Consider the following 11,719-nt stretch of genomic DNA (forward strand, 5'->3'; position numbering starts at 1 on the left):
GGTCACCCGTTCTCCGCCGACACTCGGGGCAGCGGGATCACCGGCGCCAAGTCGAGCTCCGAGACCTCGGTGGGCACCGCACCCAACTCGTTGCGCAGCAAGGGCATCGAGGGCAGTGCGGACAGCGAGGACTCAGCCCGCAGCCACCGCAACACGTCCCGCAGGTATTCCTCGTCCATCAATCGTAAATCCCTTCCACCATCCACATCGGACGGTCCTTGCCTTCCAGTACCAGCAGGGCGGCGAGGTCCGGCTCGTCCGGGTGCCGCCCGCCGAGCAGGACCTGGATCCGCACCCGCATCGGGCGCGGGGTGGGCGACCACCACTGCTCGCCCACCGGCCACGGCCCGGCCCAGTCGAGAACCTGCCGCGCTGCCGACCCTTCGACGGCCACCTCCCGCGGCGGACTGGTCAACGCGCGACGATCGGTGATCCCCACTTCGGTTCCGTCTTCGGCCAGCACCCGCGCGGGCAACGGGGTTCGGAACACCGTCGCCGGCGAGGGTGCAGGCAGCCGGCCCGGCCACGGCGCGTCCTGCGGGCCGGTCACGTTCCGGTTGTCTCCCCACTGCACCAGCCGCACCCGCTCGGCGGGACCACGGCCACCGTCGAGCACCGCGGTGCACACGCTTTCCGGGCCGAGCAACCCCTGGACATGAACCATGGCCCGACCCGCCTTTTCCGCCGCCACCACATTTTCGTCCCCGGCCCCACCGACCCCACCAACTCCGCTGAACCGCCCGCGAGCCCCCGGCCGCCACAGGCCGAGTTGCAGGGACCGGCCCTCCACCGTCTCCTCGGGTTCGAGCCGAAGCCGGCTGACCCCCGAAGTCGGCCGGGAGCCGGGCGGCGCCTTCAGCCAGCCTTCGAACTGCCAACGGACCCGGTCCGCGATTCCCTGTGGTGTCAGGGGTTCCGCGCACCGCCACACCCGGCTGAGCTGCTCACCCCGTTCCGTGGTGGCGTAGATGCCCAGCCTTACGCAGGCCAGCCCGCGGGCGGCGAGGCCGGCGTGGAACCGGCCGGCCAGTTCCCTGGCCATGAAGGCGGCGGCGTCCACTCTGTCCAGCACCGGATCGAACGTTCTGCCGACGGACAGCTCGGGCGGTGGCCGCCGCCGGTGCGGTGGCCGCTCGGAAAGCCCGCCGGCCAGCCGGTGGGCGACCATCCCGGCGCTGCCGAACCGGGAGGCGACATCCCGTTCGGCGAGCGCCGCGAACGCCCCCAAAGTACGCAGCCCCAAGCAGTTCAGCAGATCGACGAGCTCGGCCCGCTCGGCACCCGGCTGGTCGAGCTCGGCGATGCCCAGCGGCGCCAGGAACTCCGCCGCCGCACCGCGCTCGACCAGGGCCGAGCGGTGGGCCGCCAGCACCGCGGCGAACAACCCGTCCGCGACCCCGACCTGGCATTCCACCCCCGCGGCCCCGGACACGTGGTCCACCAGCCGTTCGACCAGCGGGTACTCACCGCCGAAATATCCCGCCGCCCCGCTGACCGGCACCGCGACCAGCCCCGGCCGCACCACCTCGACCCCGACCACCAGCTCTTCGACCGCCACCGCGACCGTTTCGAACAACCGGGCGTCCCGGTCCTCGTCCACCCCGAAGACCACCAGCTCCGGACATCGCGACTGGGCTTCCCGTCTCCGCATTCCCCGCCGCACACCACCGGCCCTGGCCACCGCCGAGCAGGCCACCACCCGGTTGGCGTTGAACACCGCCACCGGCCGGTTCGCCGGCACCCCTGCCACCGCACCGGCCGCGACCGCGGGCCAGTCCGGGCACCACAGCACGAGCATCCGCACCGGCACATCCGGCCGCCGCTCCCGCAACACCCCTCGTCTGTCCGAAAAGGACTCTTCGGGCGCGCTCATCCGGCGCCCGCGTTCGCCCAGTCCGGTCCGGCCACCGGCTCGGCAGCCCGCCCGGTAGCCGGCGCCACCGCTCCGCCATGGCCAGGCAGCATCAGCTCGTCCTGACCCGGCCGCGGCGCGACCCTCCTGCCGCCGACCCGGACGGCCACCTGCCGCGCCCGCAGGTGGCCGTACCCGGCGGCGAGACCGGTCCATGACCCGGTCACGCAGCGGAGTTCCACCTCCGCCCCCGTCCACGACCCCAGGGAAAGCAACACCGCACCCCGATGTCTCGCCCTCGCGGACAGCTTTCTGGCCAGTTGCGGGACCGGCCCACCCGCTCTGCCCGTCACCGATGGGTCCACCGCGACGAGATCCATCCCGTCCAGCAGCGCAGCGGTCACCGAGGCGAACTCGGCTCCCGGCCGCGGCACCAGCGCGAGCCTGCTCACCTCCACGCCGAGTTCCTCGGCCGCCACCAGGCCGAGGTGGGGCATGCCCACCGCGGCCGCCCACGACCCGTTCGCCGTCGCTTCGGCCAGCAGCGCCAGCAACAGCGAAGTGGAGCCGTGCACCGCCACCGTGTGGCCCCGGCGGAGACCACCCGAAGGCAGCAGTTCACTCAACGCGGGCAGCACCGGAAGCACCTGCCCGGTGGCCTGTGCCCTGGCGGCAGCGGCGGCCACCCCACTGGCCGTGCTCACCCCCGGCAGCGCGGCCAGCCTCGCGACCGGCGCGTCCGCCAGCGCACCAACTTTCACCACTGCCACCTCCCCGCACGGTGTCACCAATGCGACCAGCACCGTCCGCCCACGGCATGAGCGCGAACGGCAGGCGAACACCGCGGGGAAGGCGGCAGTTCGAACGTCTGTTCGATAGACTCAGTGAACACCCCCGCTCGGACGTTGTCAAGCAGCCCGCGACGATCCATACCCAGCGCGGCCCGAATACCCGAAAATACCCTTCAAACTTTCCCATGCGCGGAAAGTAGGGTAGTTTATGTAATATTCAGCCCGCCTGAACAGGGAGCCCAACCGATGTCCCAGGAGCTGTACTCGGTCGACCAGGTCGCCGAGTTGCTCGGCCTGCACGCACGCACCGTCCGCAACTACGTCCGCGACGGACGACTGAAAGCGGTCCGGATCGGCAAGCAGTACCGCATCGCCCGCGAAGACCTGGAGGCGCTGACCGGACAGCCGGTAACGCCGGCCGCGGCCACCACGGCCAGGCGGCACCGGCATGTCGAGGTGTCGAGCATCGTGCAGGTCGACGCGATCAGCCCCGAGGACGCGAGCCGCCTGGCGACCCTGCTGATGGCTTCGCTCAACGGCCGCCAGTCGGACGACCAGCCGGTGCGCGTCCAAACGGCCTACAACGAGGAACGAGCGAGCATGAAGGTGGTGATACTGGGCGATGTCGCCGACAGCATCGAGCTGTTGCGGCTCGTCGACATGCTCAGCGGGGTGGACGGCTGAGCGTCCCGGATCCCGGCGAGCCTTCCACGCGACTTGGATCATCCTGAACTGTCATCATGGAAGGGACACGTGGACGAGGAATCGTGAGTTGGTGGAATCGTGGATCAGACGACCGCTGCTTCCCCCGGCCTGCTGCGGATCCACGCCCTCACCAATCCCACCGGCCTCCGCGTGCACGGCGAGATCGACATGGTCACCCGGCCGATCTGGGAGCGAGCACTGGCGCAGGTGTCGGCGAACGGTGAGACCGTGCACATCGAATGCACCGGGCTGTCCTTCATCGACGTCCGCGGCACGTCGGCCCTGATGGCGGCGGCACAGCGACTCACGGCCAACGGCGGGCGGCTGATCGTGCAAGCCCCACCGCCGTCCCTCACCCGGATTCTCCGAACGCTGTGGGACGGTTTCCCCCCGATAGAGGTACTACCGCAATGACCACCGACACGACCGGGCGATTTCTGCATCCGGCCTGGTTCTACCGCGGGAAGGACGAATACCTGGCGGGCGTCGTTCCTTTCCTCCGCGAAGGGCTCGCCGCCGGTGAGCCGGCGGCCGCCGCCGTTCCCGGCCCGAACCTGGAGCTGCTCCGGGACGCACTGGGCGAGGACACCGAACGGGTCCAGCTTCTCGACATGGCCGAGGTGGGGCGCAACCCCGGCCGCATCATCCCCGGCGTCCTGCGGGCGTTCGCAGACCGGCACCCCGGCCGTCCGGTGCGGATCGTCGGCGAACCGATCTGGCCGAGCCGCACCGAGCAGGAGTACCCGGCGTGCGCCCAGCACGAAGCGCTGATCAACGCCGCCTTCGCCGGACGGGCGGCCAGCATTCTGTGCCCGTACGACGTCGAAGGGCTGACCGCGGGCGTGCTCGACGACGCGGCCGCCACACATCCGGTGCTGTGGGACCTCAATGGCCGGCGGAACAGCGAAAAATACGCACCCGACCAGGTGATCGCCACCTTCAACCGGCCGTTGCCCGCGCCGCCACCGGACACCGTCGTGTTCCGGTTCGACCTGCAGAAGGCCACCCAGGCGCGGCGCTTCGCCCTCGAACGGGCCCGCCGGCTGGGGCTGGCCGAGGACCGGCTTCCCGACCTCGAGCTGATCGTCGCGGAGCTGGTCGCCAACAGCGTCATGCACGGCGGTGGCGCCGGGACCGTCGGCCTCTGGGCGGAACCCGATCACCTCGTCTGCGAGGTCCGCGATTCCGGGCACCTGACCGACCGGCTGGCCGGGCGGCGGCCCGCCGCGCCGACCCAGCTCGGCGGACGCGGCCTACTGCTGGTCAACCAGCTCGCACGGCTGGTCCGAACGCACACCACGGCCGACGGCACCACCGTCCGCCTGCACGTCTAACCACTTGCACATGCTAAGGAGCGCGTTTAGCCCGCTAAACGCGCTCGGCGTCAGTGGGCGAAGTGGCGGGTGCCGGTGAGGTAGAGGGTCACTCCGGCCTCCTCGGCGGCGGTGATCACCTCGGCGTCCCGCACCGAGCCGCCCGGCTGCACCACCGCGCGCACCCCGGCGTCGATCAGCACCTGCAGCCCATCCGGGAACGGGAAGAAGGCGTCCGACGAAGCCACCGAGCCCTTGGCCCGGTCACCGGCGCGCTGCACCGCGAGCCTCGCCGAGTCGACCCGGTTGACCTGGCCCATCCCGGCGCCAACGGTCGCCCGCCCGTGCGCCAGCAGAATGGCGTTGGACTTCACCGATCGCACCGCGCGCCAGGCGAACTCCAGGTCGGCCAGCGTCTCCGCGTCCGCGGGCGCACCGGTGGCCAGTTGCCAGTTCGCCGGGTCGTCGCCGGGGGCGTCGATGCTGTCCACGGTCTGCACCAGCATCCCGCCGGAAATCGGCCGGAACTCGATCGGGTCCGGATCGGCCAGCGCGGGCAGCCTGAGCAGTCGGATGTTCTTCTTCCTGGTCAGCACGTCCAGCGCGGCGGTGTCGAAGTCGGGCGCGAGCACGACCTCGGTGAACACGTCCGCGATCTGCTCGGCGAGCGCGCTGGTCACCGGGCGGTTGGTGGCGATGACCCCGCCGTAGGCCGAAACGGGGTCGCAGGCGTGCGCCTTGCGGTGCGCCTCGGCCACATCGGCGCCCACCGCGATGCCGCACGGGTTGGCGTGCTTGATGATCGCCACCGCCGGCTCAGTGAAGTCGTAGGCGGCCCGGCGTGCCGCGTCGGTGTCGACGTAGTTGTTGTAGGACATCGCCTTGCCGTGCAGCTGCTCGGCATGCGCCAGCCCACCCCGCCAGTGCTTGTACACCGCGGCCCGCTGGTGCGGGTTCTCGCCGTACCGCAGGATTTCGCCCCGGTCCCAGGTCCCGCCGGTGAACTCGGGGAAGCCGGAGTCGTCCGCCGGGGCGTAGGCGTTGGCGAACCAGGCGGCCACCGCGGTGTCGTAGCTCGCGGTGTGCGCAAACGCTTGCGCGGCGAGCCGTTTGCGGTCCTCCAGTTCGAAACCGCCCTCGCGCACCCGCGAGAGCACCCAGTCGTACCGGGCCGGGTCCACCACCACCGCGACACTGCCGTGGTTCTTGGCCGCCGCGCGCACCATCGCCGGGCCGCCGATGTCGACGTTCTCCACGCAGTCTTCGGGGCTCGCCCCGGACGCGACGGTCTGCCGGAACGGGTAGAGGTTGACCACCAGCAGGTCGAACGGCGCGATCTCCAGCTTGCGCAGCTGCTCCTCGTGCTCGGGCCGGTCGCGGTCCGCGAGCAGGGCGGCGTGCACCCTCGGATGGAGGGTCTTCACCCTGCCGTCGAACGACTCCGGGAAGCCGGTGATCTCCTCGACCGGGGTCACCGGGACTCCGGCGTCCGCGATCGTCTTCGCGGTGCCGCCGGTCGAGATGATCTCCACCCCGGCCGCGTGCAGGCCGGTGGCCAGCTCCAGCAGGCCCGACTTGTCGGAGACCGCGATCAGCGCGCGCCGGACAGGACGCCGTCCGGCCAAATCAGTCACAGCAGACCCAGTCACCTGAAACTCACCTTTCGTCCGTCGACCGTGCACCCTCCACGGCCCAGCTGCTCGAGTACCCGCACGAGCAGGCGTCGTTCCACTGCCTTCACCCGTTCGTGCAGCTGTGCCTCGTCGTCGTCCGGCTCCACCGGCACGGCCTCCTGCGCGATGATCGGCCCGGTGTCCACCCCGGCGTCCGCGAAATGCACCGTGGACCCGGTCACCTTCACCCCGAGCGCGAGCGCGTCCGCGATCGCGTGCATCCCCGGGAAGGCGGGCAGCAGGGCCGGGTGGGTGTTGACCACCCTGTTCTCGAAGCGACCGAGGAACGCCTCGCCCAGGATCTTCATGAACCCGGCGGACACCACCAGGTCCGGCTGGTAGGCGGCGACCGCGTCGGTGAGCGCCTTGTCCCAGGCCGCGCGGTCGGGGTGGTCGCGAAGCCGGACCACGAAATGCGGCACCGAAGCCCGCTCGGCCCGTTCGAGGGCCTGAATCCCGTCGCGGTCGGCACCGACGGCCACCACCCGGACCGGATATCCCGGCCGCTCGGCCGCATCCAGCACCGCCTGCAGCAGGGTGCCGGAACCGGACGCGAGTAGCACGACCTTCACCGGGGTTGGCAGGTCCAGCCGACTAGACAGAGCGGTCTCCTTGGCGCGATTCACCTGGGGTTCTCAGCCTAGTCTCGCTCTGTCGCGCCTCCGGCGGCGGGCGGAGGGCCGGGCTCGGGCGGGAGCGGGTCGCCGGTTTCGGGTTCCGGCTCCTCAACCGGAACCTCGACGTCTTCCGCTGCCTGCTCCGGCTCGACGGGTTCTTCGCCGACCGGCTCCTCGTCGGCCAGGGGCTCAGCAGCTTCGCCGTCCACGAGATTTTCCGCGTCCACCAGGTCTTCCGCTTCTGCGGAGTCCTCTGTGGACTCCTCCGGCTCGCCGGCTTCCGGGTCCTCTGCGTCTTCTGTGGACACCACAGCCTCCGAGGACACCACAGACTCCGCGTGCTCTTCGACCGGCTCGGCCTCGGGCTCGGTTTCCCCGTGCGGGCCGGCCAGCCAGGCGACCATGCCGCCTGGGATGACGATCCAGCAGAACGCGGTGACCGAGAACATGCCGACCCGGATGGCCACCGGGTCGAACATCCCGGCCCCGAGCCGTCCGCCGGCCAGCGTGCCCAGCACCACACAACCGAAGCCGACCACCGCACCGGCGACGCCCACGGTGCGCAGGCGCAGCATCGGGTCCGGATGGATCCGGCGCAACGACCAGCCGACCAGCGCACCGGCCGCGGCCGGCAGCACCATCAGCGCCGGCCACCACGGCGCGTACTGCTCCGGCATGCCGGCCAGCATCGGCAGTCCGGGCACCGGGCCGCCCTGGAAACCGAGCGGATCCAGCGAAACCGCCCCGATCGAAAACCCAGGGCCGGCGGCGAAAGCAAGACCGAAGAGCACCGCGTTCGGCAGGTAGCCGACGGAGAGCAACACCATGCCGAGCCCGCCGCCCACCCCGGGCGCGTTGAGCTCGAACAGCTTGACCATGGTCGGGGTGGACAGGGCCAGGCTGAGCGTGAACACCAGTGCGCCGCAGGCGAGCAGGCCGGCCAGCCCGAGCACGCCGGCCCGCAGCCCGCGCACGGCCACCGGGTCGAGGTAGCCGCCGAGCAGTTCGGCCAGTCCGGCCTTGGACGCCGCCCCGGCGGTGGCCGCCAGCGCGGCGAACAGGCCGGGCACCAGGAACGCGGTCAGCGGGTCGACGCCGAACTGCTCGTCACCGGTCAGCGAGATCGTCGCGCCGGCCACCATGTGCGCACCGGCCATCACCCCGACCAGCGGCACGGCCTCCTGCGGCCGCCGGTAACCGAGCCGCTGCGCCGCGCCGTTCGCGCTGCGGGCCAGCAGTACGAAGACCCCGATCGTGGCCAGCAGCGGTAGCACCCCGAGCGGCTGGCCGAGGATCTCGACCGGCACCTGGTAGGTGGCGAGCCAGGCGGGCCCGGCCACGGCCAGCGCACCGAGTGCGGAGAACGCGGCCGGGGACCCGGTCGCGGTGACCAGCGCCAGCAGGGTCGCGACCAGCGCGTATCCGGTGATCATCGGGACGAGCGCGGCCGCCGCCAGCACCCGGAACCGGCCGGCGCCGGTCAGCTCCTCCGGCGGTTCGGACTCGGGCAGCCGCTCGTCACCGCCGGAGCGGACGGACGTCGTGAGCAGCGGCATGTTTCGCACCATCGCATCCGGATTGGGCCGTCCGGGTGAGCCACGCCGCTCAAGATCCAATGGCAGACCGCACAGCCACCCTTTCGGGGCAGGCGAACAAAACAAACACCCGCGGTGACATCAAGCGTCACCGCGGGTGTTCGACTGCCTGTGCTCAGCTCTGCTTGCCGAAGCCTCCCGGCGGTGTGCCCGGCGGCTTCTGCTGGCCGGATTCCGGGGATTGCTGCTGGTAGAACTGGCCCTGCTGCGGCGCGTAGGTGGTCGCCTGCTGGCCCGGCGGCTGCACCGGCGGACCGTACTGCGTCGGCTGGGAGAAGGAACCCTGGTCGCTCTGGCCCGGCGGCTGCGCCTGGCCGAACTGACCCGGCTGGTTCTGCTGCCCGAACTGGCCCGGCTGGCCGAACTGCTGCGGCTGGCCGTAGGCGGGCTGAGGCTTCGGCTCCGGCGCCTTGATCACCCCGGCCTCGAACAGCAGCGCGGCGACCGCGACCAGCATCTGCACGATGCCGACGATCAGGATGCCGGTGATGATGCCGGGCACCTCTTCGGCCTGAACGACCGCCGCCAGCACCCCCAGCCCGCCGAGCACGCTGAGCACAGCCGCGTACGGCAGCGTCTTCGGGCCGTTCGGTAGCAGCCGCAGTGCGGCGAGTAAACCACCGCCGAGCAGGAAGTACACGATCAGGTCAGCGCCGCGGGCCTCCGCGGAGAAGGCCATGAAGTAGTTCACCAGCCCGAGCCCGGTGATGGCCAGCGTGAGGACCAACCCGAGGTTCAGCGGGGCCCCACCGCCCTGAGCCGGTTGCTGGGCCGGCGGGAAACCACCCGTGTTCGGCGCCTGGGGGCCAGGCTGCGCGCCGCCACCCTGCTGGGGGTAGCCGGGCCCACCGCTGGGGAAGGACATCCATGCTCTCCTGTCGTTAGACCGGTTACCGGGAGTATGACACCCGGGACAAACAAGGCGCTGTGGCGCGGAAACGCTAGCGCACCTGGGACTCATGTCCCCCTCGGGTTATCCGACGTGCCGGACGCCCAAACGGTTGCGCGGGAAACCTGTGAATACCTGTGACTACGCGAAGGGGCCGGGCACCGACCCGGTGCCCGGCCCTTTCGACGTACCGCTCGATCAGTGCAGCTTCTGGTACAGCTCCCTGGCCAGCTCGGCGGTCTCGGTCGGAGTCTTGCCGACTTTGACGCCTGCGGTTTCGAGGGCTTCTTTTTTGGCGGCGGCGGTGCCGGAGGAGCCGGAGACGATGGCGCCGGCGTGGCCCATGGTTTTGCCTTCGGGGGCGGTGAAGCCGGCGACGTAGCCGACGACGGGTTTGGTGACGTTGGCGGCGATGTAGTCGGCGGCGCGTTCTTCGGCGTCGCCGCCGATTTCGCCGATCATGACGATGACGTCGGTGTCGGGGTCGGCTTCGAACGCGGCGAGGGCGTCGATGTGGGTGGTGCCGATGACGGGGTCACCGCCGATACCGACCGCGGTGGAGAACCCGATGTCCCGCAGCTCGTACATCATCTGATACGTCAGGGTGCCCGACTTGGACACCAGCCCGATCCGGCCCGCGCCGGTGATGTTCGCCGGGATGATCCCGGCGTTGGACTTACCCGGGGAGATCACACCCGGACAGTTCGGGCCGATGATCCGCGTCTTGGTGCCCTTGGCGACGGCGTGGGCCCAGAAGTAGGCCGAGTCGTGCACCGGGATGCCCTCGGTGATCACCACCGCCAGCCCAATCTCCGCGTCGATCGCTTCGATGACGGCGTCTTTGGCGAACTTCGGCGGCACAAAAATCACCGACACGTCGGCGCCGGTCTCTTTGATGGCCTCCTCGACCGTGCCGAACACGGTCAAGTCTGTGCCGTCGATGGTGACCGTCTGCCCGGCCTTGCGGGCATTGACCCCGCCCACGATGTTCGTGCCCGACTTCAGCATCTTCGTGGCGTGTTTGGTGCCCTCGGAGCCGGTCAGGCCCTGCACGATCACCTTGCTGTGCTCATTCACAAAGATCGACATGACTCATACACCTGCCGCTGCGAGCTCGGCGGCCTTGTCTGCCGCGTTGTCCATGGTGTCCACCTGGGTGACCAGGGGATGGTTCGCCTCTTCGAGGATCCTGCGGCCCTCGTCGACGTTGTTGCCGTCCAGCCGCACCACCAGCGGTTTGGACGCCTCGTCCCCGAGGATCTTCAACGCTTCCACGATCCCGGTCGCGACCGCGTCACACGCGGTGATCCCACCGAACACGTTCACGAACACACTCTTCACATCACTGTCGTGCAGGATCACGTCCAACCCGGCGGCCATCACCTCCGCCGACGCCCCGCCACCGATGTCGAGGAAGTTCGCCGGCTTCACCCCACCATGACGCTCACCCGCATACGCCACCACGTCGAGGGTGGACATGACCAACCCAGCACCATTACCGATGATCCCGACCTGACCATCCAGCTTCACATAGTTGAGGTCCTTAGCCTTAGCCTTGGCCTCCAACGGGTCCTCGGCCTGCTTATCCACCAACGCCTCATGCCCCGGCTGGCGGAACCCGGCGTTCTCATCCAGGGTGACCTTGCCATCCAACGCGATGATCTTGCCCTGAGGATCCCGCACCAGCGGATTCACCTCAACCAACGTCGCATCCTCAGACACGAACGTCTCCCACAGCTTCACCACCACCTCAGCGGCCTCATCCACCACCACGGCCGGGAACTTCCCCGCAGTCAAAATCTCAACCGCCTTGGCCCGATCCACCCCACTGATCGCATCCACCGGGATCCTCGCCAACGCATCCGGACGCTCCACCGCCAGCTGCTCGATCTCCACCCCACCCTCAGCCGACGCCATCGCCAAAAACGTACGATTCGCCCGATCCAACAAAAACGAAAAGTAATACTCCTCCGCAATATCGGAGGCTTCAGCCACCAGCACGCGGTGCACGATGTGGCCCTTGATGTCCAGCCCGAGAATGGCTTCCGCCTTCTCCTTGGCCTCATCCGGGGTCTGCGCCAGCTTCACGCCGCCGGCCTTGCCACGCCCGCCGACCTTCACCTGAGCCTTGACGACCACCTGGCCGCCGATCTTCTCAGCCTCGGTACGGGCTTCTTCGGGGTTGTTCGCCACGGCGCCGGGCAGAACCGGCACTCCGTGGGAGGCGAAGAGATCCCTCGCCTGGTACTCGTAGAGGTCCACTACTCCAGTCTCCTGACGACAC

Annotated in this window: 12 protein-coding genes; 3 read left to right on the forward strand and 9 right to left on the reverse strand. The window is 69.9% G+C overall.

Annotated elements, in window-relative coordinates:
• Positions 1-2: 2 nt before the first annotated feature.
• From AMYNI_RS49010 to AMYNI_RS0112290, 3 genes are all read right to left on the reverse strand, one after another.
• Positions 3-179, reverse strand: coding sequence for a hypothetical protein (locus AMYNI_RS49010; protein ID WP_020668316.1), 177 nt, complete (start codon positions 177-179; stop codon positions 3-5).
• On the reverse strand, positions 179-1,798 hold the full coding sequence (locus AMYNI_RS0112285; protein WP_026360360.1) for a DNA polymerase Y family protein: 1,620 nt from the start codon (positions 1,796-1,798) through the stop codon (positions 179-181). The genes AMYNI_RS49010 and AMYNI_RS0112285 overlap by 1 nt, the downstream gene beginning before the upstream one ends.
• 71 nt (positions 1,799-1,869) lie before the next feature.
• A complete protein-coding gene (locus AMYNI_RS0112290) occupies positions 1,870-2,616 on the reverse strand; it encodes a hypothetical protein (protein WP_020668318.1) in 747 nt (248 codons plus the stop codon).
• A gap of 273 nt (positions 2,617-2,889) precedes the next feature.
• Here AMYNI_RS0112290 and AMYNI_RS0112295 point away from each other — a divergent pair, with 273 nt between their 5' ends.
• From AMYNI_RS0112295 to AMYNI_RS0112305, 3 genes are all read left to right on the forward strand, one after another.
• Complete coding sequence (locus tag AMYNI_RS0112295; protein ID WP_020668319.1) at positions 2,890-3,327, forward strand: helix-turn-helix domain-containing protein; 438 nt, start codon at positions 2,890-2,892, stop codon at positions 3,325-3,327.
• A gap of 99 nt (positions 3,328-3,426) precedes the next feature.
• Positions 3,427-3,762, forward strand: coding sequence for an STAS domain-containing protein (locus tag AMYNI_RS0112300; protein ID WP_020668320.1), 336 nt, complete (start codon positions 3,427-3,429; stop codon positions 3,760-3,762).
• Entirely contained in the window at positions 3,759-4,682 is a 924-nt protein-coding gene (locus AMYNI_RS0112305) for an anti-sigma factor RsbA family regulatory protein (protein ID WP_020668321.1), read from the forward strand. Before AMYNI_RS0112300 ends, AMYNI_RS0112305 begins: the two co-directional genes overlap by 4 nt.
• Positions 4,683-4,732: 50 nt before the next feature.
• Here the strand turns inward: AMYNI_RS0112305 and purH are convergent, their stop codons facing one another.
• The 6 genes from purH to sucC form a co-directional block, all read right to left on the reverse strand.
• Positions 4,733-6,310, reverse strand: a complete 1,578-nt coding sequence (gene purH, locus AMYNI_RS0112310; RefSeq protein ID WP_425387899.1) for a bifunctional phosphoribosylaminoimidazolecarboxamide formyltransferase/IMP cyclohydrolase — start codon at positions 6,308-6,310, stop codon at positions 4,733-4,735.
• Positions 6,307-6,924 carry a phosphoribosylglycinamide formyltransferase gene (gene purN, locus AMYNI_RS0112315; protein ID WP_026360363.1) on the reverse strand — a complete coding sequence of 206 codons (618 nt, stop codon included), beginning with the start codon at positions 6,922-6,924 and terminating at the stop codon, positions 6,307-6,309. Before purN ends, purH begins: the two co-directional genes overlap by 4 nt.
• A gap of 50 nt (positions 6,925-6,974) precedes the next feature.
• Positions 6,975-8,507, reverse strand: a complete 1,533-nt coding sequence (locus AMYNI_RS0112320) for a cell division protein PerM (protein WP_020668324.1) — start codon at positions 8,505-8,507, stop codon at positions 6,975-6,977.
• 154 nt (positions 8,508-8,661) lie between these two features.
• The gene (locus AMYNI_RS0112325; RefSeq protein WP_026360364.1) at positions 8,662-9,411 is read right to left on the reverse strand and encodes a DUF5336 domain-containing protein; all 750 of its coding nucleotides are present in this window, start codon (positions 9,409-9,411) and stop codon (positions 8,662-8,664) included.
• 222 nt (positions 9,412-9,633) lie between these two features.
• Positions 9,634-10,524 (reverse strand): succinate--CoA ligase subunit alpha, encoded by an 891-nt coding sequence (sucD, locus tag AMYNI_RS0112330; RefSeq protein WP_020668326.1) that lies wholly within the window; start codon positions 10,522-10,524, stop codon positions 9,634-9,636.
• 3 nt (positions 10,525-10,527) lie between these two features.
• Entirely contained in the window at positions 10,528-11,697 is a 1,170-nt protein-coding gene (sucC, locus tag AMYNI_RS0112335) for an ADP-forming succinate--CoA ligase subunit beta (RefSeq protein ID WP_020668327.1), read from the reverse strand.
• Positions 11,698-11,719 lie beyond the last annotated feature (22 nt).

The organism is Amycolatopsis nigrescens CSC17Ta-90 (assembly GCF_000384315.1).
GTDB lineage: Bacteria > Actinomycetota > Actinomycetes > Mycobacteriales > Pseudonocardiaceae > Amycolatopsis > Amycolatopsis nigrescens.

What these genes read in the sequence shown, in the direction of transcription:
- AMYNI_RS49010 (WP_020668316.1), bottom strand. Translation starts at nt 179, where the DNA reads ATGGACGAGGAATACCTGCGGGACGTGTTGCGGTGGCTGCGGGCTGAG.
- AMYNI_RS0112285 (WP_026360360.1), bottom strand. Translation starts at nt 1,798, where the DNA reads ATGCTCGTGCTGTGGTGCCCGGACTGGCCCGCGGTCGCGGCCGGTGCG.
- AMYNI_RS0112295 (WP_020668319.1), top strand. Translation starts at nt 2,890, where the DNA reads ATGTCCCAGGAGCTGTACTCGGTCGACCAGGTCGCCGAGTTGCTCGGC.
- AMYNI_RS0112305 (WP_020668321.1), top strand. Translation starts at nt 3,759, where the DNA reads ATGACCACCGACACGACCGGGCGATTTCTGCATCCGGCCTGGTTCTAC.
- AMYNI_RS0112320 (WP_020668324.1), bottom strand. Translation starts at nt 8,507, where the DNA reads ATGCCGCTGCTCACGACGTCCGTCCGCTCCGGCGGTGACGAGCGGCTG.
- AMYNI_RS0112325 (WP_026360364.1), bottom strand. Translation starts at nt 9,411, where the DNA reads ATGTCCTTCCCCAGCGGTGGGCCCGGCTACCCCCAGCAGGGTGGCGGC.
- sucD (WP_020668326.1), bottom strand. Translation starts at nt 10,524, where the DNA reads ATGTCGATCTTTGTGAATGAGCACAGCAAGGTGATCGTGCAGGGCCTG.